The sequence below is a fragment of the Mesorhizobium sp. P3_A10 genome (assembly GCF_056403175.1).
In genome coordinates this window covers 18,691-39,653 of sequence record NZ_JBFUFZ010000013.1, presented here as the reverse complement: position 1 = coordinate 39,653, position 20,963 = coordinate 18,691, and the positions used below count along the sequence as shown (strand labels likewise).

Annotated in this window: 15 protein-coding genes; 7 read left to right on the top strand and 8 right to left on the bottom strand. The window is 64.3% G+C overall.

Annotation, left to right across the window (positions count from 1 at the left end; genetic code table 11):
• Positions 1 to 47 precede the first annotated feature (47 nt).
• The 5 genes from AC1DXU_RS30205 to AC1DXU_RS30185 all read right to left on the bottom strand — a co-directional run bounded on the left by AC1DXU_RS30205 (position 48) and on the right by AC1DXU_RS30185 (position 7,132).
• Complete coding sequence (locus AC1DXU_RS30205; protein WP_477374856.1) at positions 48 to 617, bottom strand: NifU family protein; 570 nt, start codon at positions 615 to 617, stop codon at positions 48 to 50.
• 276 nt (positions 618 to 893) lie between these two features.
• Complete coding sequence (locus AC1DXU_RS30200) at positions 894 to 1,385, bottom strand: universal stress protein (RefSeq protein WP_477374854.1); 492 nt, start codon at positions 1,383 to 1,385, stop codon at positions 894 to 896.
• 105 nt (positions 1,386 to 1,490) lie between these two features.
• Entirely contained in the window at positions 1,491 to 2,558 is a 1,068-nt protein-coding gene (trpS, locus tag AC1DXU_RS30195) for a tryptophan--tRNA ligase (protein ID WP_477374852.1), read from the bottom strand.
• 118 nt (positions 2,559 to 2,676) lie between these two features.
• Positions 2,677 to 4,284 (bottom strand): murein biosynthesis integral membrane protein MurJ, encoded by a 1,608-nt coding sequence (gene murJ, locus AC1DXU_RS30190; protein ID WP_477374850.1) that lies wholly within the window; start codon positions 4,282 to 4,284, stop codon positions 2,677 to 2,679.
• 46 nt (positions 4,285 to 4,330) lie between these two features.
• On the bottom strand, positions 4,331 to 7,132 hold the full coding sequence (locus AC1DXU_RS30185) for a [protein-PII] uridylyltransferase (RefSeq protein WP_477374848.1): 2,802 nt from the start codon (positions 7,130 to 7,132) through the stop codon (positions 4,331 to 4,333).
• A gap of 195 nt (positions 7,133 to 7,327) precedes the next feature.
• Here AC1DXU_RS30185 and AC1DXU_RS30180 point away from each other — a divergent pair, with 195 nt between their 5' ends.
• From AC1DXU_RS30180 to AC1DXU_RS30165, 4 genes are all read left to right on the top strand, one after another.
• Entirely contained in the window at positions 7,328 to 9,700 is a 2,373-nt protein-coding gene (locus AC1DXU_RS30180) for a heavy metal translocating P-type ATPase (RefSeq protein WP_477374846.1), read from the top strand.
• A gap of 44 nt (positions 9,701 to 9,744) precedes the next feature.
• Positions 9,745 to 10,128, top strand: a complete 384-nt coding sequence (gene copM / locus AC1DXU_RS30175; RefSeq protein WP_477374844.1) for a CopM family metallochaperone — start codon at positions 9,745 to 9,747, stop codon at positions 10,126 to 10,128.
• 86 nt (positions 10,129 to 10,214) lie between these two features.
• The gene (locus AC1DXU_RS30170) at positions 10,215 to 11,060 is read left to right on the top strand and encodes an aldo/keto reductase (protein WP_477374842.1); all 846 of its coding nucleotides are present in this window, start codon (positions 10,215 to 10,217) and stop codon (positions 11,058 to 11,060) included.
• Positions 11,061 to 11,095: 35 nt separating this feature from the next.
• Complete coding sequence (locus AC1DXU_RS30165; RefSeq protein WP_477374840.1) at positions 11,096 to 11,905, top strand: MBL fold metallo-hydrolase; 810 nt, start codon at positions 11,096 to 11,098, stop codon at positions 11,903 to 11,905.
• 6 nt (positions 11,906 to 11,911) lie between these two features.
• On the opposite strand, the gene AC1DXU_RS30160 is transcribed toward AC1DXU_RS30165, so the two are convergent.
• The 3 genes from AC1DXU_RS30160 to mutS form a co-directional block, all read right to left on the bottom strand.
• Positions 11,912 to 12,466: a TetR/AcrR family transcriptional regulator gene (locus AC1DXU_RS30160; protein WP_477374838.1), complete on the bottom strand. Its 555-nt coding sequence runs from the start codon at positions 12,464 to 12,466 to the stop codon at positions 11,912 to 11,914.
• Positions 12,467 to 12,472: 6 nt separating this feature from the next.
• Positions 12,473 to 12,937: a nuclear transport factor 2 family protein gene (locus AC1DXU_RS30155; protein WP_477374836.1), complete on the bottom strand. Its 465-nt coding sequence runs from the start codon at positions 12,935 to 12,937 to the stop codon at positions 12,473 to 12,475.
• Between the two features lie 77 nt (positions 12,938 to 13,014).
• A complete protein-coding gene (mutS, locus tag AC1DXU_RS30150; RefSeq protein WP_477374834.1) occupies positions 13,015 to 15,747 on the bottom strand; it encodes a DNA mismatch repair protein MutS in 2,733 nt (910 codons plus the stop codon).
• 174 nt (positions 15,748 to 15,921) lie between these two features.
• Between mutS and AC1DXU_RS30145 the strand changes: the two genes are divergently transcribed.
• From AC1DXU_RS30145 to AC1DXU_RS30135, 3 genes are all read left to right on the top strand, one after another.
• Positions 15,922 to 17,115 carry a glycosyltransferase family protein gene (locus tag AC1DXU_RS30145; RefSeq protein WP_477374832.1) on the top strand — a complete coding sequence of 398 codons (1,194 nt, stop codon included), beginning with the start codon at positions 15,922 to 15,924 and terminating at the stop codon, positions 17,113 to 17,115.
• Positions 17,116 to 17,243: 128 nt separating this feature from the next.
• The gene (locus AC1DXU_RS30140) at positions 17,244 to 19,523 is read left to right on the top strand and encodes an NADP-dependent malic enzyme (protein ID WP_477311424.1); all 2,280 of its coding nucleotides are present in this window, start codon (positions 17,244 to 17,246) and stop codon (positions 19,521 to 19,523) included.
• A 268-nt stretch (positions 19,524 to 19,791) separates the two neighbouring features.
• Positions 19,792 to 20,865 carry a PAS domain-containing protein gene (locus tag AC1DXU_RS30135; protein WP_477374830.1) on the top strand — a complete coding sequence of 358 codons (1,074 nt, stop codon included), beginning with the start codon at positions 19,792 to 19,794 and terminating at the stop codon, positions 20,863 to 20,865.
• The last annotated feature ends 98 nt before the right edge of the window (positions 20,866 to 20,963 follow it).

Genomic DNA, 20,963 nt, shown 5'->3' with positions numbered 1-20,963 from the left:
TTGTTTTTTGCCCTTAGGGCGATTTGGCGTTGTTGGAAGCGGGGTCTTCAGGAGACCTGTTCGACGGCCTGCACTTCCGGGACGAAATGGCGAAGCAGGTTCTGGATGCCGTGCTTCAGCGTCGCCGTCGAGGACGGGCAGCCGGCGCAGGCGCCCTTCATATGCAGGAACACGGTGCCGTTCTCGAAGCCACGGAAGGTGATGTCGCCACCGTCCTGGGCGACCGCCGGGCGCACCCTGGTGTCGAGCAGTTCCTTGATGGTGATGACCAGTTCCTCGTCGGCCTTGTCGTAGAACTCGCCGGTCTGGCTCGTTTCGGCTGCAGGACCGGCCTTGACCATGACGGGGGCGCCCGACATGAAATGCTCCATGATGGCGCCGAGGATCGCCGGCTTCAGATGCTGCCAGTCGGGACCGTCCTTGGTCACGGTGATGAAATCATAGCCGAAGAAGACGCCGGTGACGCCGGGGATCTCGAACAGCCGGCCGGCCAGCGGCGAAGCGACAGCGGCACTGTCGGCATCGCGAAAATCGGCGGTGCCCTCGAGAAGCACTTCCTTGCCGGGCAGGAACTTCAGGGTTGCCGGGTTTGGCGTCGATTCGGTCTGGATGAACATGGCCGTCTCCGTGCCCATGCCGGGCAGATAGTTTGGAATAGTTCTAAATAGGCTCTATTGGCTGGACATTCAAGCGAAACGCGTCGCCCAAATGGCTGGCTGGCGGAATGTTTTTGCAGGCCTGCACCCCACGTTGAGATGTGTTGAGATTCAGGTCAGGCCGAGTCGAGAATGGCTGATACCGAGAACCGGAGCGGAGCGTACTTGAGTACGTGAGCACCGGAAGCGCAGGAAGCCGCCATTCACAGGCCGGCCTCACCTGGATACCAATACATCTCAGGCGAGGCTGTCGATCTCCTCGTCGGATAGATTCTGCGGCACCACCGTCACCGGGATCGGGAAAGCGGCACCTTTGCCGGCGACGGCGCCGACCAGCGGCCCCGGACCTTCCTTGCCGGCGCCGGCCGCCAGCACGAGGATGGCGATGTCCTGGTCGTCCTCGATCAGCTTGTGGATTTCTTCGGTCGGCTTGCCCTCGCGCACCACCAGTTCCGGCTCGATGCCGAGCTTCTGGCGTACCTTGTTGGCGTAGCTGTCGAGCGCGGTACGTGCCGTGGCGTTGGCCTCCTCGCGCATGATCTTTTCGACGCCCAGCCAGTGCTGGAAGTCGTCCGGCTCGATCACATAGAGCAGCACCAGCACGCCGTTGGTGCTCTGCGCCCGCTTCGAGGCGTAGGCGACGGCGCGCTCGCATTCCGGCGTGTCGTCGATGATCGCCAGGAACTTGCGGCGATGGCCGGCTTCGCGACTAAGGCGTTTGGAGACCATGTCCTACCTTGTTCGATGGTTTCGGTCCGCAATCTGCCATCCGCACCGGCTGGCCGCAAGCGGCCGGCCGATGTCGGGTGTTGGTGCAGGTCAAGTCGATGCAGATCAGCCCTGCAGCAGCCCGATAATGTCGCGCACGGTCTTCATCGTCGCCTCGGCCAGCAGGCCGGCGCGTTCGCCGCCATCCTTCAGCACCGCGTCGACATAGGCGCGGTCGTCGGAAATGCGGCGCATCTCGCCGGCGATCGGCGCCAGCTTCTCCACCGCCAAGTCGGCCAGCGCCGGCTTGAACACCGAAAACTGCTGGCCGCCGAACGCCTTCAGCACGTCGGCCTTCGATATTTCGGCCAAGCCGGCGTAGATGCCGACCAGGTTCTCCGCTTCGGGCCTTGTGGCAAGACCGTCCAGCTCGCTTGGCAACGCTTCCGGGTCGGTCTTGGCCTTGCGAATCTTCTTCGAGATGGTGTCGGCATCGTCGGTCAAATTGATGCGCGACAGGTCCGACGGGTCCGACTTCGACATTTTCTTCGAGCCGTCGCGCAACGACATGATGCGCGCCGCCGGTCCGCCGATGATCGGCTCGGTCAACGGGAAATAGCCGTTCACCGTCTCCTCGCCGATTTGCATCTCGACGCCGACGCCAAGGCCAGCGATGCGGTCCGAAAAGTCGTTGTTGAATTTCTGGGCGATGTCGCGCGTCAGCTCTAGATGCTGCTTCTGGTCGTCACCGACCGGCACATGGGTGGCGCGGTAGACGAGGATGTCCGCAGCCATCAGCGAGGGATAGGCAAGCAGGCCGAGCGAGGCATTCTCGCGGTCCTTGCCGGCCTTGTCCTTGAACTGCGTCATCTTGTTCATCCAGCCGATGCGCGCCACGCAGTTGAAGATCCAGGCAAGTTCGGCATGCTGCATCACCCGCGACTGGTTGAAGACGATGTGCTTCTTCGGGTCGATGCCAGAGGCGAGGAAGGCAGCGGTGATCGACCGCGTCTGGTCGGCGAGGTCTTCATGGACGAGTTGGGCGGTCAGCGAATGCAGGTCGACGACGCAATAGATGCAGTCGGAGGTGTCCTGCAGGGCGACGAATTTCTTGATGGCGCCGAGATAGTTGCCGAGATGCAGATTGCCGGTCGGCTGGACGCCTGAGAAGACGAGTGGCTTGAAGGCGGTCATTGTTGTTCCCTTGGCTTGTGGAGGGCCGTTTCGCGCGCGGCGAAAGTCTTTCGACGGCGCGCTTATGGACGAGAGCGGCGGCTGGATCAAGACCGCCGTCACCGTGAGGTTGCAGCAACTATTCGTCCGGATCGGATTTTGTAGCGGAGGGCGGTGCCTTCGCCGCGCCACGCGTCGCATTGCGCCGGATCATGCCGAAATCGGCGCCGCCGGTGGCGAAGGCGGTGATGAAATAGAGCGCCGCACCGCCGGCAACCAGCGACAGCAGCGTCGCCGCCTTGATCACCAGCGGCGAGCCTGGGCCGAGCCTGACGGCGAACCAGTGCTCGGCAAAATACAGTGCCGCCCCCATCACCACCGCCGACAGCACCAGCCGCGGAATACGTTTCAGCAGCGGCACGTCGCGGCCCCAATGGCCGCGCCGGATCAGCACGGCAAGCAGCATCATCGCATTGACCCAGCCGGCGACGGCCGACGCCACCGCAATGCCGGGCGCGCCCATCGACGGAAACAGCGTCAGTGCCGTGGTGACGTTCACCGCCACCGAGATGGCGGCGAAGATCATCGGCGTGCGCGTGTCCTCGCGGGCGAAATAGCCGGGGGTGAACGCCTTGATCAGCACGAAGGCCGGCAGGCCGAGGCCAAAGATCGCCAGGATTGCCGCGACCGTCGGCGTCGAGTGGTTGGCGGCAAACGCGCCGCGCTCATAGACCAGCCGCACGATCGGCTCCGACATGACCCAGAGTGCCGCTGCCGCCGGCAAGGTCAGGAACAGCGTGAACTCGACCGAGCGGTTTTGCAGATTGGCTGCCTCGATCAGATTGCCCGACTTCAACGCCCGCGACAGCTCCGGAAGCAGCACGATGGCCACCGCAACGCCGACGACGCCGAGCGGCAATTGGTAGACGCGGTCGGCATAGGCAAGCGAGGAGACTGCACTGTCCTGTGCCGAGGCGATCGCCGTGCCGATCAACTGGTTGATCTGGGTGATGCCGCCGGTGATCGCCGCCGGCAGCGCCAGGATCAGCAGCCGCTTGACATTGGGCGTCAGCTTCGGCCGGCGGAAACCGAGCACGATGCCGGCATTGCGCACCGCCGCCCAAACGATGGCGAGTTGCACGATGCCCGCCGCCAGCACGCCCCAGGACAGGCTGAAACCGACGTCATGCGCATCCATGCCGTGGTACCATGCATAGCCGAGCACGCTGATCAGGATGATGTTGAGGAAAGCCGGCGCGACGGCAGCCGCGAAATAGCGGCGTAGCGAATTCAGCATGCCGGCCATCATGGCCGCGAGCGACATGCAGATCAGGTAGGGAAACATGATCGTCGCAAGCAGGACAGTCGTCTCGAATTTTCCCGGCGTGTCGGCAAAGCCGGGCGCCACCAGGTAGCGCACGATCAGCGGCATCGCCAGTTCCATGGCGATGGTCAGCGCCAAAAGCGCGGTAAACAGTACCCCGAACACCTCTTCCGAGAAACGCTTGGCGCCCTCGGTGCCGTGGGTTTCGATCTCCTTGGCAAACAGCGGCACGAAGGCGGCGTTGAAGGCGCCTTCAGCGAACAGCCGGCGAAAGGTGTTGGGAAACTGGAAGGCGGCGTTGAAGGCGTCGGCGATCGGCCCGGTGCCGAGAGCGGCTGCCATCAGCATCTCGCGGCCAAAACCGAGCGCACGGCTCATCAGCGTGCCGGAAGCGACCGTCGCGAATTTTCTGACAAGGCTCATGCGTGTGAAGACTGCCTGTGGGATTGGGACAAAGTGATGGTGACGATCACTCGGCGGCCGCCTTGGCCTTGCCGCCGCGCTCGGGCGCGATGCCTTCAAGCGCCGCGATCAGCCGGTTGTGGATGGCCGTGATGCGCGCCGGGCTGTCGATCTTCTGGCCGGTCAGGTCGGTGACATAGAAGGTGTCGATGACCTTTTCGCCAAAAGTGGTGATGTGGGCCGAGGCGATGTCGAGCGACAGGTCGGACAGCGCGCCGGTGATCTCGGAGAGCAGGCCGGGCCGGTCCAGTCCCTCGACCTCGATCACCGAGAACCGGTTCGACAGCGCGTTGCGGATTTCGGCGCGCGGCGGGATTTTGAACACCTTGGCGCCGCGCCGCGGCTTGGTGCGCTTCTCGATCATTTCCGGCAGCCAGCTCTTGCCCGACAGCACATCCTCGATGAGCTTGCCGACGCGCTCGGCGCGGCGGCGCTCGTCCTCGTCGCGGTCGAACTCCCGCGAGATCAGGATGGTGTCCAGCGCCCGGCCGTCGGAGGTGGTGAAGATCTGCGCGTCGACGATGTTGCCGCCGGCTCCCGCACAGGCGCCGGCGATCACCGAGAGCAGACGCGGGTGATCCTGCGCCAGCACGGTGATCTCGGTCACCCCTTCGAACTGGTGGGTCTTGACCATGGTGGCGAGCTTCTTGCCGGCTTGATCCGCCTCGCGGATGAATTCGGCATGGCGTAGCTGGTCGGGGAGATCGACCGTCAGCAGGTAATTCTCGTAATGCTGGCCGACATAACGCTTGCGAGCCTTTTCCGGCCAATCGGCCAGCGCCTGGGCCAGCCGCTCGCGGGCAGCGGCGGTGCGCGTCGCGCGCGACACTTCCGAAAAGCCGCCGGTCAGAAGCAGTTCGGTTTCGTAGTAGAGTGTGCGCAGCAGCTGGCCCTTCCAGCCGTTCCAGACGCCCGGCCCGACGCCTCTGATGTCGCAGACGGTGAGGATGAGCAGCAGCTTCAGCCGTTCGACCGACTGCACGATGGCGGCAAAATCCTCGATCGTCTTGCGGTCGTTGAGATCGCGGGTCTGCGCCGTCATCGACATCACGAGGTGGTTCTCGACCAGCCAGGCGACGGTTTCGGTGTCGGCCGGCGACAGCCCCATATGCGGGCAGATGCGCCGCGCGATCCGGGCGCCGGCTTCGGAGTGGTCCTCCAGCCGGCCCTTGGCGATGTCGTGCAGCAGCACCGCGACATAGAGCGCCTCGCGACTCTTCTTCAGCCCCGGCATCAGCGTGTGGGAAAGCGGATGGACTTTTTCGCCGTCGCCGCGCTCGATCTCGGCCAGCACGCCGATGCAGCGGATCAGGTGCTCGTCCACCGTATAGTGGTGGTACATCGAGAACTGCATCATTGCGACGATCTTGCCGAAATCCGGGATCAGCCTACCCAGCAATCCGGCCTCGTTCATGCGCCGCAGGTTAAGTTCGGCGTTGCGGTCCGAGGTCAAGATGTCGAGGAACAGCCGGTTGGCTTCCTCGTCGCGCCGCAGCGACTTGTTGACCAGGCCGAGCGAACGGGTCAGCAGTTTCAGCGCGTCGGGATGGAATTCCAGCCCGTGCTTGTCGGCAAACCAGAACAGCCTGAGCAGATTGACCGGATCGCGCTCGAACACCGTGTCGTCGGCAATGTTGATGCGGTGATTGTCGACAATGAAATCGGAGGTGCCGGCCAGCTTGCGCTTGCGCCTGGAGAAAGTCAGGAAGATGCGGTTGAAGCCCGGCACATGCTTGGCCTGCTCCTCCTCGAGCGCGGCGCAGAAGATGCGGGTCAGGTCGCCGACATCCTTGGCGACGAGGAAGTAGTGCTTCATGAAGCGCTCGACCGCCGAAAGACCCGGATGGGTGGTGTAGCCCAGCCGTTCGGCGATCTCGCGCTGGATGTCGAAATGCAGCCGCTCCTCGGCCTTGCCGGTGAGGAAATGCATGTGGCAGCGCACCGCCCACAGGAAATCCTCGGCCTTCTGGAACTCGCGGTATTCGCCTTCGGTGAAGACGCCCTTTTCGACCAGTTCCTCGCCGGTGCGCACCCGGTAGAAGTATTTGCCGATCCAGAACAGCGTCTGCAGGTCGCGCAGGCCGCCCTTGCCGTCCTTGACGTTGGGTTCGACGAGATAGCGGCTTTCGCCGGCCTTGGCGTGGCGCTCGTCGCGTTCGGCAAGCTTGGCCTGGACATATTCAGGTCCGGTGGTGCGCACCACCTCGTGGTCGAAGCGCAGCAGAAGCTCGTCATAGAGCTTTTGCTCGCCCCACAGGAAGCGCGCTTCCAGGATCGAGGTGCGGATGGTGATGTCGGTGCGCGACAGCCTGACGCATTCGTCGATGTTGCGGGTGGCGTGGCCGACTTTCAGGCCGAGATCCCACAGCATGTAGAGCATGTACTCGACGGTCTGCTCGCCCCACGGCGTCTGCTTGTAGGGCAGCAGGAACAACAGGTCGATGTCGGATCCCGGCGCCAGCGTGCCGCGGCCATAGCCGCCGACGGCGACGACGGCCATGCGTTCGGCCGTCGAGGGGTTTTTCACCCGATAGACATGGGTCGCGGCAAAATCGTAGAGCGCGCGGATGATCTCGTCCATGACATGCGACAGCCGGGCGGCGCAGGCATTGCCGCTGCCGTCATCCCGCAGCATCGCCTCGGCCGTTCTGCGGCCCTCTGCGAGCCGGCCCTTGAGAAGCTGGAGCACGCCGCTGCGCACCACCTGCCCGGAACCGTCGCCTGCGCTAGCCACCGTCAGTGCGGTCATCTCGCGGCGCAAGGCTTCGCCGTCGATCAGTTCATCGAGCTTCAGAGAGATTTTTGCCATATGCGCGGGTCGGCCTTGCCTTTTCGGCGGCGTCTATAGCGCGTTTTCGCGGTGCTGGGTATGGGGCGGACGGACGCGAGTCGACAACCGTCCGACAACCGCCACACAGCGAGAAAAGCCGAATTAGGCCCTTGACCTTCCAGTTACTGGAAGCACTACCTCTCAAACAGCATCGAGACACAAAGGCATTTTTCAATGGCGCATTCCGACCATGATCATAGCGCGCACGCCGCCGCCGGCTGCTGCTCGGCAAAGCCGGCTTCGCCTGTCGCGGATACTGTGGCTCGCGATCCGGTCTGCGGCATGAGCGTCGACCCCGCCACGGCGAAGCATTTCTTGCGGCATGAGGGACAGGATTTCTATTTCTGCTCGGCCGGCTGCAAGGCGAAGTTCGAGGCGGAGCCGGCAAAATATCTTGGCGACCGGCCAGAACCGAAGGCGATGCCGAAAGGCACGCAATACACCTGCCCGATGCATCCCGAAATCATCCGCGACAAGCCCGGATCCTGCCCGATCTGCGGCATGGCGCTGGAGCCGATGGGGGTGCCGACCGGTGACGAGGGTCCGAACCCGGAACTTGTCGACTTCACCCGACGCTTCTGGGTCAGCGCCATCCTGTCGCTGCCTTTGCTGATCGTCGCCATGGCGCCGATGCTCGGCCTGAGCTTCGCAAGCTCTATCGATGAGCGATCGATGGTCTGGTTGGAACTGGCGCTGGCGAGCCCGGTGGTGCTGTGGGCAGCACTTCCCTTCTTCCATCGCGGCTGGGACTCGGTCGTCAACCGCAGCCCCAACATGTGGACGCTGATCTCGCTCGGCGTTGGCGCGGCCTATCTCTACAGCCTCGTCGCTACCCTGTTTCCGGACATCTTTCCGCACCAGTTCCGCGGCCATGACGGCACTGTCCCGGTCTATTTCGAGGCTGCCGCCGTCATCGTGGCGCTGGTGTTCCTCGGCCAGGTGCTGGAACTGCGGGCGCGCGAGCAAACCGGCTCTGCGATCCGCGCGCTGCTCGATCTCGCCCCGAAGACGGCGCGGCTGATTGGCGCGGACGGCGCCGAAAACGACGTGCCGCTCGACGCGGTCAAGGCGGGCGACCGGCTGCGCATCCGCCCCGGCGACGCCGTTCCGGTCGACGGCATTGTGCTGGAGGGCCGCTCTGCCATCGACGAATCGATGATCACAGGCGAGCCGCTGCCGGTGGAAAAGACGCAAGGCGACGCGCTGACCGGCGGCACGCTCAACAAACACGGTTCGCTGGTCATGCGCGCCGAGAAGGTCGGCGCCGAGACGACGCTGGCCCGCATTGTCGAACTCGTCGCCAAGGCGCAGCGTTCGCGCGCCCCCATCCAGGGGTTGGCCGATCGCGTCTCCTTCTATTTCGTTCCGGCCGTGGTGCTGGTCGCGATATCAGCTTTCACCGCCTGGGCGTTTCTTGGCCCCGAACCCAGCCTGATCTTCGCCATCGTCTCGGCGGTGTCGGTGCTGATCATCGCCTGTCCTTGCGCGCTGGGTCTGGCGACGCCGATGTCGATTATGACCGCCACCGGGCGCGGGGCGCATGCCGGCGTGCTGATAAAGGAAGCCGCCGCGCTCGAACGCTTTGCCGCCGTCGATACGCTGATTGTCGACAAGACCGGCACTTTGACCGAAGGCCGGCCGAAACTGACCGACGTGATCGCTGTCGGGGCAATCGCGGAAGATGAATTGCTGGCACTCGCTGCAGCCCTTGAAAAAGGCTCCGAGCATCCGCTGGCCGAGGCCATTGTCGGGGGCGCCGGCGAACGCGGCCTGAAGATCGCCGACGCCGGCTCTTTCGCGGCGGTCACCGGCAAGGGCGTCTCTGGCACGGTGTCGGGCAAGCTGGTCGCGCTCGGCAACGCGGCGATGATGACCGATCTCGGCATCGATATCGCTTCCGTCTCGGTCAAGGCCGAAGCGCTGCAGGCAGAAGGCAAGACGGCGATGTTCGTTGCCGTGGAGAAAAAGCTGGCAGGCATCGTTGCCGTCGCCGACCCGGTCAAGGCGACAACGGCCGAAGCGATCAAGGCACTGCATGACAGTGGCTTGAGGATCATCATGGCGACCGGCGACAATGAGCGCACGGCGAGGGCCATTGCGAGCAGGCTCGGCATCGATGCGGTGCGCGCCGGCCTGTTGCCGGAACAGAAAGCAGCCCTCGTCGAGGAGCTGCGTGCCAAAGGCGGCGGCGTTGCCATGGCCGGCGACGGCGTCAACGATGCGCCGGCCTTGGCCAGCGCCGATGTCGGCATCGCCATGGGCACCGGCGCCGATGTCGCGGTCGAAAGCGCCGGCATCACGCTGGTCAAGGGCGACCTCAACGGCATCGTGCGGGCCCGCCGGCTTGCCCAAGCGACGATCCGCAACATCCGCCAGAACCTGTTTTTCGCCTTCCTCTACAATGTGCTTGGCGTGCCGGTCGCTGCCGGCGTGCTCTATCCGCTGACCGGCACGCTGTTGTCGCCGATGCTGGCGGCGGCGGCGATGAGCCTGTCTTCCGTATCGGTCATCGCCAACGCATTGCGGCTCAGGACGTTGAAACTCTGAGCAAAGCCCCCAAATACGAAATCCCAATCAACAGGAGACCATGAATGACCTTGGCTAAAAAGATCGTGCTTTTGCTGATGGCGGCGGGAATGCTGCTGGCTGTTTTCCTCGAAAGCGTTCCGGCGCAATCCGAGGAGATGAAACATGACATGGCGGCCATGGGCGCCGAAGGTCCTTCCACCGATGGCTACAAGGCGGCGATGGACAAGATGCACACCGACATGATGATCGAATATTCCGGCAATGCCGATGTCGATTTCGTCCGCGGCATGATCCCGCATCATCAGGGAGCGATCGACATGGCCAAGGTCGAGCTTGCCAACGGCAAGGATCCCGAAATCCGCAAGCTGGCCGAAGGCGTCATCGCCGCGCAGGAAGCCGAGATCAAGCAGATGCAGGCCTGGCTCGCCGCTCACCCGGTGCAGTAAGGCATCTGTCCCGGTGATGGAGAATCCGGTGAAGATGCTTTCCGGATTTCTCCCGCTGGCTATGATGGTCTCGACTGGAGCATGCAATGTCCTCAACGATAAGAACCACCAAATTGCCCTCTGGCGAAGCCGTTCAGGTGCTTGGCCAGGGCACCTGGAAGATGGGCGAGGATGCCCGTCGCCGTGCCGATGAGGTCAACGCCCTGAAGCTCGGGCTGGACCTCGGCATGACGCTGATCGACACCGCCGAAATGTATGCCAGCGGCGGCGCCGAAGAGGTGGTGGCGGAAGCCATTGCCGGGCGTCGCGACGAACTCTTTCTCGTCTCCAAGGTGCTGCCGTCCAATGCCTCGCGCACCGGCGTGCCTGCGGCGTGCGAGAAAAGCCTCAGGCGGCTCTCCACCGACCGCATCGATCTCTATCTCTTGCATTGGCCAGGCAGCGTGCCGCTGGCGGAAACGGTCGAGGCATTCGAAGCGCTGAAAAAAGCTGGCAAGATCCGCCATTGGGGTGTCAGTAATTTCGACACAGACGAGATGGAGGAACTGACCGGATTGCCGGCCGGCGGCAACGTCCAGACCAATCAGGTGCTCTACAATCTGTCGCGGCGCGGCCCCGAATTCGATCTTGCGCCATGGAGCAGGCAGCGCGGCATTCCGCTGATGGCCTATTCGCCGGTCGAGCAGGGCGCCCTGGCGCGCAACGCGAAGCTTGAGGCGATCGCCGCCCGCCACAATGCCACGCCGGCGCAGATCGCGCTTGCCTGGGTGATGGCTCAGCCCGGCGTCATCGCCATTCCGAAGGCGAGCCGCCAGGAGCACGTCCGCCAGAATGTTGCGGCCCTCGACATCAAGCTGACGCCGCAGGACATTGCCGACCTCGACCGCGCCTTTCCGCCGCCGACGCGCAAGCGCGGGCTGGAGATGATCTAGAGGAAGCGGTTTCGGCAAAGGACAGAGAATAAGCATTGGAACGAATTTCAGCCGGGCCTCGTCACACCACCTATAAAATCGGAACGACGACGGTCACGTCGCTGCGCGATGGTTATGTCGACATGCCGATCAGACGGCTGCGCCAGCCCGGAGACCGGCCGTTCGGCGATGATTTGCCATCGCAGGTGCCGCTCGTCGACGGCGCGCTCCGGCTATCGGTCAACGCCTTTGCCATCGATGACGGCGACGACATAACGCTGATCGACACAGGGTCTTCGAACGCCTGGCACCCGACAATGGGGCATCTGCCCGCCGCGCTGGGCGAGGCGAAGATCGCGGTCGACCGGATACGCACTGTTGCCTTCACCCACACCCATCTCGACCATATACACGGGCTTGTCCTTGCCGATGGTGGCGACGGCTTCCCGCAACTCTCACGCCTGCTGGTCCCGCGAGCCGAGCTAGGCATGCTTCGCGAGGTGGCAAGGCTGCAGCGCTTCCACGATCGCGCCCAGCCTCTCGACCCTGGACAGCGCCTCAGTGCTGACATCGATACGATCGCCACGCCCGGCCATGAAGTCGGTCACACCTGCTTTCGCCTCGTAAGCGGGGGCGAAACGCTGTTGATCTGGGGCGATATCGTGCATGTGCCGTCGCTTCAGTTCGCGCACCCGGAGATCGCGTGGGAATTCGACGCCGACCAGGAGCAGGCGCGGGCAAGCCGGCTGCAGATACTGGCGCTTGCGGCCAACAACGACTGCTACGTAGCCGGCGCGCATCTCGATTCGCCGGGCGTCGGCAGGGTTTCCCGCACCAAAACAGCCTTCCGCTTCGAGCCCATGTAAAGAACCTTAGCCGAGCGCCGCCCGCGCCCGTTGCAGCGCGCGCGAAAACACCGCCGTGTCGTCGAAGGCGCGCGCCAGCGTGAGCGCGCCCTGGATGGCGCCAACCGTCTCTTCGGCGAGCTCGGCAGCGTTGGCTGGGCTGCGTCCGGCACGGGTCAGCGCTTCCGCGAGATGCGCCACCCAGCGGCCGAAATAGCTTTTGATCGCCTTGGCGAAGAGATCGCGCGACTCGTCCAGCGCGAAGGCGCCGATCAGGCACACACGGCGACCGGAGCGGAAATAGCTGTCGGTCGCCTCCAGCATGCGCTCGATGCCGTCATGCGGATCAGCTTTGTCCTGCAACGCCACGAAGACATTCTCCTCGAACCAGCCGTCTATATGGGCGATGACGGCCGCCGCCATCTCTTCCTTCCCTCCAGGAAAGAAGTGATAGAGGCTGCCTTTGCCCAGCCCCGTCGCTGTGCCGATCAGCGCCAGGCTAGCCCCTTCATAGCCGTGCTCGCGAAAGACCTCTCCGATGATGGAGAGCAAATCGGCACGATCGGGCGCAATCCTGCGCATAGTGCCTTACAGTCCGAGTTCGGACAGGCCCGGATGGTCGTCGGGCCGGCGGCCGAGCGGCCAGTGATATTTGCGCTCGGCCTCAGTGATAGGCAGGTCGTTGATGCTGGCAACGCGCCGGCGCATCAACCCGGCTGCGTCGAACTCCCAGTTCTCGTTGCCGTAGGAGCGAAACCAGTGGCCGCTGTCGTCACGCCACTCATAGGCGAAGCGCACGGCAATGCGGTTGTCGGTATAGGCCCAGACCTCCTTGATCAGGCGGTAGTCGAGCTCGCGTGCCCATTTGCGCGTCAGGAAAGTGACGATCTCGCCGCGGCCGGCGACGAATTCGGCGCGATTGCGCCACACGCTGTCCTCGGTATAGGCGAGCGAAACCCGCTCGGGGTCGCGGCTGTTCCAGGCGTCCTCGGCCATACGGGCTTTTTGCGCCGCCGTCTCGGCGGTAAACGGCGGCAGTGGCGGACGGCTCATGGTGTTCTCCCATCGACAGAAGTGATGGCGAGCACTGTACTGATCGGTACAATAACGTCAAGGGAGCTCAAATGACGCTACGGCTTTCCCGCCAGCCCCTTCAGCCGATAGAGCACTTCCAGCGCCTCGCGCGGCGTCATCTCGTCGGGGTTGATGTCGCCGAGCGCCGCACCCAGCGCATCGTTCTTGACCGGCTTAGGCGCTTCCCGCTTTGCCGCCACCGAAAACAGCGGCAAATCGTCGACCAACCGGTTCGCCTTGCCGGAGACTTCGCCTGCTTCCAACTGGTGCAGCACCTCTTTGGCGCGGCCCACCACCGCTTCCGGCAGGCCGGCCAGCCGTGCCACCTGCACGCCATAGGAGCGGTCGGCGGCACCCTTGCCGACCTCGTGCAGGAAGACCACGTCGCCTTCCCATTCCTTGACCCGCATGGTGACATTGTGCAGCCGCGCCAACTTGCCGGCCAGCGCCGTCATTTCGTGGAAATGGGTGGCGAAGATCGCCCGGCAGCGGTTCTTCTCGTGCAGATATTCGACCGCCGCCCAGGCGATCGACAGGCCGTCGAAGGTCGCGGTGCCGCGGCCGATCTCGTCGAGGATCACCAGCGCCCGTTCGCCGGCCTGGTTGAGGATCGCCGCCGTCTCGACCATCTCGACCATGAAGGTCGAGCGTCCCCGCGCCAGATCGTCCGAGGCGCCGACGCGCGAAAACAGCCGGTCGACGACGCCGATATGGGCCGATGTCGCCGGCACGAAGGAGCCGGTCTGGGCCAGGATGGCGATCAGCGCGTTCTGCCGCAGGAAGGTCGATTTACCGCCCATATTGGGGCCGGTCAGCAGCCAGATGGCGCCGTTTTTCGCGCCGCCTTCCGGCGACAGGTCGCAATCATTGGCGACGAACGGCCCGTCGCCCGAACGCCGCAGCGCCTGCTCGACCACCGGATGGCGGCCGCCCGAGATGTCGAAGGCAAGGCTGGCATCGACAATCGGCCGGCACCAGGCCTCGCTTTCCGAAAGCAGCGCAAGTGCCGCCGACACGTCGAGCACGGCCAACGCCTCGGCGCCGGCGCGGATGGCATCGGCCTGGCCGACCGCTTCCGCCGTCAGCGTGTCGAACGCGGCAAGCTCGACGTTCAGCGCCCGGTCGGCGGCATTGGCGATCTTCGATTCCAGCGCCGCCAGATCCGTGGTGGTGAAGCGCATGGCGTTGGCCATGGTCTGACGGTGGATGAAGCGCGCCTTGGCACCATCGCTGCCGGTCATGATCGCATGATGGTTGGCGGTGACCTCGATATAATAGCCCAGCACATTGTTGTGCCGGATTTTCAGCGAGCGGATGCCGGTCTCGTCGATCAGCGAGCGCTCCAGCCCGGCGATCACCCTGCGCGATTCATCGCGCAGCGCCCGCATCTCGTCGAGTTCGACATGGTAGCCGGCGCGAACGAAACCGCCATCGCGCTTCAGCAACGGCAATTCGTCGCCGAGCGCCTGTGTCAGATGCGCAGCCAGTGCAGGCGGCAGCGTCTTGATCGCCGCCAGCGCCGCAGCCAATTCGCCGGGCAGGGCGGTCGCTCCGAACAGTTCGCCAATGGCGCCAGCCGCCTCGAAGCCGGCGCGCAGCGCGCCGAGATCGCGCGGGCCGCCGCGGTTGAGCGCCAGCCTCGACAGCGCGCGCGGCATGTCGGCGACGCTCTTCAGGCTCGCCCGCACCGCCTGGCTCAGCCGCGTTTCCGTACGGAAGAACGACACCGAGTCCAGCCGCGCCGTAATCTGTGCGGGGTCGGTCAGCGGCGCCATCAGCCGGTCGGCCAACAGCCTTGCCCCGCCGCCCGTCACCGTGCGGTCGATCGCCTTGAACAGCGAGCCGTCGCGGCTGCCCGACAGCGTGCGTAGCAGCTCCAGATTGGCGCGCGTCGCCGGGTCGATGAACAGCGTCGAACCGGCTTCTTCCCGCTCCGGCCGCGACAATGGCGGCCGCTCGGCCTTCTGCGTCTTCTCGACATAGGCAATAGCGCCGGAGATCGCCGACAGTTCGGCGCGCGAAAACGTGCCAAAACTGTCCGGTGTCGCCACCTCGAAGAAGCGAGCGATGCGGCCGGCGGCGGACGCCGAATCGAACAGCGACGGCGGCTGCGGGTTGGCAACGCGGCCAAGCACGTCGAACACCGGCTTCAGCTCCGGATCATAGAACACCGGTTCGGCGACGATCAGCTCGCGCGGGTCGACGCGGAACACATCGGCCAGCAGCCGGTCGGCCGTGGTTTCGGCAACGCGGAAAACGCCGGTCGAGATCTCGATCCAGGCGAGTGCAAAGGTGTGATCGCTGCTGCCGCCCTTGACCCGGCCCAGCGCCATCAGGAAGCTCGATTCCGACGGCGCCAGCAATTTGTCCTCGGTGATGGTGCCGGGCGTCACCAGCCGCACCACGTCGCGGCGCACCACCGATTTGCCGCCGCGTTTTTTTGCCTCGGCCGGATCCTCGATCTGCTCGCAGACGGCAACGCGAAAACCCTGGCCGATCAGCTTCTGCAGATAGTCGTCTGCGGCATGCACCGGCACGCCGCACATCGGAATGTCGAGGCCCTGGTGCTTGCCGCGCTTGGTCAGGACGATGCCCAGCGCCCGGCTTGCCTTCTCGGCGTCGTCGAAGAACAGCTCGTAGAAATCGCCCATACGGTAGAACAGTAGCGAATCAGGGTTCGCCGCCTTGATCTCGATGAACTGCTCGATCATCGGCGTTGCGCCCGGTGCGGCGACCGGCGTCGGCGTCAGGGGCGCAGCGGTATCGTTGTCGGAAGGGATCATATCCATGGCCGCACGCTAGCAGATGTGGTCGGGCGGTTTAATGCCGGCGGCTGTGGAAAACAGGGGACGACGGCGGCTGCAAGCGCTCGCAACGGATCTCAGCTGCCAAAGCCCACTCAGGTTGCGCCGGGCGGCGGCCAAGCCCTATGATCTCCAGGGGCGAAATCACAGGGGATCGGGTTGGATCAGGACAAGCAGGAGACGTTCGATGAGATGGTTGGTCCCGTCGAGTCGACGACCAGGCGTCTGTTGCTTCTGGCGGCACGACGCGCCGATAGAACCAAGAACAAACTGAGAGTTGCGGCGCGCAAGCGACTTCCGTTCATCCTCCCGGCGCGTGGCCCGCTGTCCGATCTCGATGGCGGCATCGAGATTGCGGCTCATGTGTTCAATCGCGATCCGCTGGTGCTGTATATGCCGGTTGGCGGCTCTTGCCCACTCTATCCGCTGGCGGCGATTGGCCGGCGCCTGGCGTCACGCCAGGTCACGTTCCTGCTGATGCCGAGCTGGACGTTCGAAAGGCCTGATGTCGTCACCCGGATGGGCCGCGACCTCGACTGGTATGCTAGGCACTTTCCTCTGCACGAGGTCATCTTCCTGTGCAACACCGAGGAAGAGCGCCGTCTGATCACTGCGGTCGGCGGCAATGCCATTTTCTCCAATCACAACCTGATGATATCGGAAAATGTCTTTCGACCGCTGCCGGATGTGCCGGTCGAGTTCGACGCCATCTACAATGGCCGCATCTCACCGATAAAGCGTCATCATCTTGCCTTCGAAATCGAGCGGCTGGCGCACGTCACTTACTCGATCGGCGAACTGCCTCCCGCCGCCGCCCGGGCCTTCGTCCGGCGTCTGCAGGCACAGTCGCCGCTTCACCGCATCGTCAATCCGATCGTCGATGGCCTGCCCGGAAGACTGACATCCGCCGAGGTCAACCGCTCCTACAACCAGGCTGCGGTCGGGCTCTGCCTCTCGGCAAGCGAAGGCGCGATGTATTCCTCGATGGAGTATCTGATGGCCGGGCTGCCGATCGTCAGCACGCCGAGCCTCGGCGGCCGCGATGTCTATTTCGATCCGGATTATTGCATCATCGTCGAGCCGGAACCGGCGGCCATCCGCCGCGCCGTCGAGACCTTGCGCGACCGCGCCATTCCCCGCGAGGAAGTTCGCGAAAGGACACTCGAGAAGGTTCGCGCCCAGCGCATCGAGCTGATGGCCTATCTGTCGGCGCTGTTGAAACGCAAGGGCAGCAGCGCCCCGCCGATCGAGACATGGCCGTTTTCAGGCACGCAAGGCCTGATGCGATGGAGACAGGTGCGCGACCAGGCCCGGGAAATTGCCGAGCTCGCCAGCGGGTCGAACTGCGGCTGACCGGATAAATTCCCGGAGATGCACGAGATCGCTTGTCGGTTTACAGCGGCGCCGTGTAGCCTTAGGGAACTTCAAAAAACACGCGCCCGTCTCAAGGGTGCCGGATGGGCGAGGAAATCAAAAGCATCATGGCCAGGAAAACCGAAAACAACGGTCCCTCCGTCAGCGCGCAGGAAGCGCTGGAGTTCCACTCCATGGGCCGCCCCGGCAAGCTGGAGGTCGTCGCCACCAAGCCAATGGCAACGCAGCGCGATTTGAGCCTCGCCTATTCGCCGGGTGTCGCGGTTCCTGTTCTGGCCATCGCCGAGGACCCCAGCCGCGCCTTCGACTACACGACGCGCGGCAACATGGTCGCCGTCATTTCCAACGGCACCGCCATTCTCGGCCTCGGCAATCTCGGCGCGCTGGCCTCCAAGCCGGTGATGGAAGGCAAGGCAGTGCTGTTCAAGCGCTTTGCCGATGTCGATTCCATCGATCTCGAAGTCGACACCGAGGATGCCGACGAGTTTATCAATTGCGTGCGCTTTCTTGGGCCCTCCTTCGGCGGCATCAACCTCGAGGACATCAAGGCGCCGGAGTGCTTCATCATCGAGCAGCGGCTGCGCGAATTGATGGACATCCCGGTTTTCCACGACGACCAGCATGGCACCGCCATCATCTCGGCCGCCGGCCTGATCAACGCGCTGGAAATCACCGGCCGCGACATGAAAACCACCAAAATGGTCTGCAACGGCGCCGGCGCTGCCGGCATCGCCTGCATCGAACTGATGAAGGCGATGGGCTTTACCCCTGACAACATCATCCTGTGCGACACCAAGGGCGTCGTCTACCAGGGTCGCACCGAGGGCATGAACCAGTGGAAGTCGGCGCATGCGGTCAAGACCGAGACGCGCAGCCTCGCCGAGGCGCTAGATGGCGCCGATGTCTTCCTCGGCCTCTCCGCCAAGGGCGCGCTGACCACCGCCATGGTGCAGTCGATGGCCAAGAACCCGATCATCTTCGCCATGGCCAACCCCGATCCGGAAATCACGCCCGAGGAAGTGGCCGAGATCCGCACCGACGCCATCATGGCCACCGGCCGGTCCGACTATCCGAACCAGGTCAACAACGTGCTCGGCTTCCCCTACATCTTCCGCGGCGCGCTGGATGTCAGGGCCACCACCATCAACGACGACATGAAGATCGCCGCTGCCCGCGCGCTCGCCGAACTGGCGCGCAAGGACGTGCCTGACGATGTCGCCGCGGCGTATCAGGGCAACCGGCCGAAATTCGGCCCCAACTACATCATCCCCGTGCCGTTCGACCCGCGGCTGATCTCGGCCATCCCGATCGCGGTGGCAAAGGCTGCGATGGATAGCGGCGTCGCCCGCAAGCCGATCCTCGACCTCGACCGCTACCAGCAGGAACTGTCCGCCCGCCGCGACCCGATCGCCTCGACCTTGCAGCGCATCTACGACCGCGTACGCCGCCAGCCCAAGCGCATCGTCTTCGCCGAGGGCGAGGAAGAGCAGGTCATGCGCGCCGCCGTCTCCTATGTGAACCAGCGGCTCGGCACCGCCATCCTGCTCGGCCGCGACGATGTCATCAAGGAAAACGCCCGGAACGCCGGCATCGAGCTCGACAAGCAAGGCATCGAGATCATCAATGCCCGGCTGTCGCGCCGCAACGGCATCTACACCGACTATCTCTACGAACGCATGCAGCGCAAAGGCTTCCTGTTCCGCGACTGCCAGCGGCTGATCAACAACGACCGCAACCATTTTGCCGCCTGCATGGTGGCGCTGGGCGATGCCGACGGCATCGTCACCGGCGTTACCCGCAACTACTCCACCGCGCTCGACGACATCCGCCGCGTCATCGACGCCAGGCCGGGCCACTGCGTCATCGGTGTCTCGATCGTGCTGGCGCGCGGCCGCACCGTGCTCGTCGCCGACACCGCCGTGCACGATATGCCGAACGCCGAGCAGATCGCCGACATCGCCGAGGAGGCCGCCGGTTTTGCCCGCCGCATGGGCTATGAGCCGCGGCTCGCCATGCTCGCCTATTCCACCTTCGGCCACCCGCAGGGCGAGCGTTCCGAGCGCGTGCAGGAAGCGGTGCGCATCCTCGACAAGCGCCGCGTCGATTTCGAATATGACGGCGAAATGGCCGCCGACGTCGCGCTCAATGCCCGCGCCATGGCGCAATACCCGTTCATCCGCCTCACCGGCCCGGCCAATGTGCTGATCATGCCGGCCTTCCACTCGGCCTCGATCTCGACCAAGATGCTGCAGGAACTCGGCGGCTCCACCGTCATCGGCCCGCTGCTGGTCGGCCTCAACAAGCCGGTGCAGATCGTCTCGCTCAACGCCAAGGATTCCGACATCGTCAACATGGCGGCGATCGCGGCGTATAGCGCGGGGGCTTGACGCCCGCGCAGCGGACGAAAAGCCAACGGTGAGCCCGCGAACGCTTTTCGAGTAAGGCAAGGCCCGAAGCCATAGCGGAGGGCAGCTTGACGAACCGTCCGCATGGGAGCGTGCAGGCGCGGGAATCTCGCGATTCGAGCCGAAATGGCTCCAAATCGACCGATTCCATAAGAGATTGATAATATTCGGCTGCTATAAGGGACGTTCTTGCCCCTATGCCCCCAAGGCATTTGCGGCGCGCTCAGACCGCCAAAACGGGGGTGCGGCCATGAAGCATGACACGGTATCGGTGGTCGGCCAGGGGGTCTATCACGACGAGCGCCTGGATGCGCTGCTCAGCATCACCGGCCGCATGGACGGGTATCTCTACCGTTGCCGCAACGACTCGTCCTACACCATGCTCTATATCAGCGACGGCATTTTCACCGTCAGCGGCTATCGGCCGAGCGACTTCATCCACAACGCGGTGCGCGACTATGTCTCGGCCATCCATCCGGATGATCTCGCCGCCGTCTATGCCGCCGTCGACGCAGCACTTGCGGCGCGCTGCAACTGGAACGTCGACTACCGTATCGTGCCGGAGGTCGGCGAACCGCTGTGGGTCCGCGAGATCGGCGGCGGCGTCTGGGATGATGCCGGCGAGCTCGAATTCCTCGAGGGTTTCGTCGTCGACATCAGCGACCGCAAGGTTGTCGAGGACCTCAATGCCGAACTTCTGCTCGAACTCAAGGCCGCCAATGAAGAGCTCTCCGTGCAGAAGCGCGAGATCGAGCTGGCCAAGCAGCATAGCGACCACTCGGCCAACCACGATGCATTGACCGACCTGCCCAACCGCCGCGCCTTTCACAACGAGCTCAAATCGGTGATCGAGCGCTGCGACAACACCGGCCAGGCGGCCGGCCTGTTGTTCATCGACCTCGACAGGTTCAAGAAGGTCAACGATACGCTCGGCCACGAGGCCGGCGACGCGCTGCTGCAGGAGGTGTCCGGCCAGCTTCGCACGATCCTGCGCAGCGCCGATTTCGTGGCGCGGCTTGGCGGCGACGAGTTCGCCTTCCTGTTTTCGGGCGCGGCCGACCAGGCTCGGGAAAAGGCCATGCGTGTCGCCGAACGCATCCTGGAGAAGCTGCGCATCAAGGTGCCGACGCCCTCTGGCGCCATCCATGTCGGCTGCACCGTCGGCGTCGCCATCTATCCGTCGGAAGCGCCCGATCCGGAGGCGCTGATAACGCTCGCCGACCGGCTGATGTATATCGGCAAAAAGAGCGGCCGCAATCGGCTGGTCACCGCCGAGGCGTTGGAACTCGCGCCGACGTCCGACGACCTTCGCCGCACTGCCTGAGCGGAGCGCCGGACAGGCTGGTCCTGCGCGAACCCCGCAGGGAGGCCATCCTCCGCCTCAAATGAAAAAAGCCCGCAGCGATGCGCTGCGGGCTTTTC

What these genes read in the sequence shown, in the direction of transcription:
- AC1DXU_RS30205 (WP_477374856.1), bottom strand. Translation starts at nt 617, where the DNA reads ATGTTCATCCAGACCGAATCGACGCCAAACCCGGCAACCCTGAAGTTC.
- AC1DXU_RS30170 (WP_477374842.1), top strand. Translation starts at nt 10,215, where the DNA reads ATGTCCTCAACGATAAGAACCACCAAATTGCCCTCTGGCGAAGCCGTT.
- AC1DXU_RS30185 (WP_477374848.1), bottom strand. Translation starts at nt 7,132, where the DNA reads ATGGCAAAAATCTCTCTGAAGCTCGATGAACTGATCGACGGCGAAGCC.
- AC1DXU_RS30140 (WP_477311424.1), top strand. Translation starts at nt 17,244, where the DNA reads ATGGCCAGGAAAACCGAAAACAACGGTCCCTCCGTCAGCGCGCAGGAA.
- copM (WP_477374844.1), top strand. Translation starts at nt 9,745, where the DNA reads ATGACCTTGGCTAAAAAGATCGTGCTTTTGCTGATGGCGGCGGGAATG.
- AC1DXU_RS30180 (WP_477374846.1), top strand. Translation starts at nt 7,328, where the DNA reads ATGGCGCATTCCGACCATGATCATAGCGCGCACGCCGCCGCCGGCTGC.
- trpS (WP_477374852.1), bottom strand. Translation starts at nt 2,558, where the DNA reads ATGACCGCCTTCAAGCCACTCGTCTTCTCAGGCGTCCAGCCGACCGGC.
- AC1DXU_RS30155 (WP_477374836.1), bottom strand. Translation starts at nt 12,937, where the DNA reads ATGAGCCGTCCGCCACTGCCGCCGTTTACCGCCGAGACGGCGGCGCAA.
- AC1DXU_RS30200 (WP_477374854.1), bottom strand. Translation starts at nt 1,385, where the DNA reads ATGGTCTCCAAACGCCTTAGTCGCGAAGCCGGCCATCGCCGCAAGTTC.
- mutS (WP_477374834.1), bottom strand. Translation starts at nt 15,747, where the DNA reads ATGGATATGATCCCTTCCGACAACGATACCGCTGCGCCCCTGACGCCG.
- AC1DXU_RS30160 (WP_477374838.1), bottom strand. Translation starts at nt 12,466, where the DNA reads ATGCGCAGGATTGCGCCCGATCGTGCCGATTTGCTCTCCATCATCGGA.
- AC1DXU_RS30135 (WP_477374830.1), top strand. Translation starts at nt 19,792, where the DNA reads ATGAAGCATGACACGGTATCGGTGGTCGGCCAGGGGGTCTATCACGAC.
- murJ (WP_477374850.1), bottom strand. Translation starts at nt 4,284, where the DNA reads ATGAGCCTTGTCAGAAAATTCGCGACGGTCGCTTCCGGCACGCTGATG.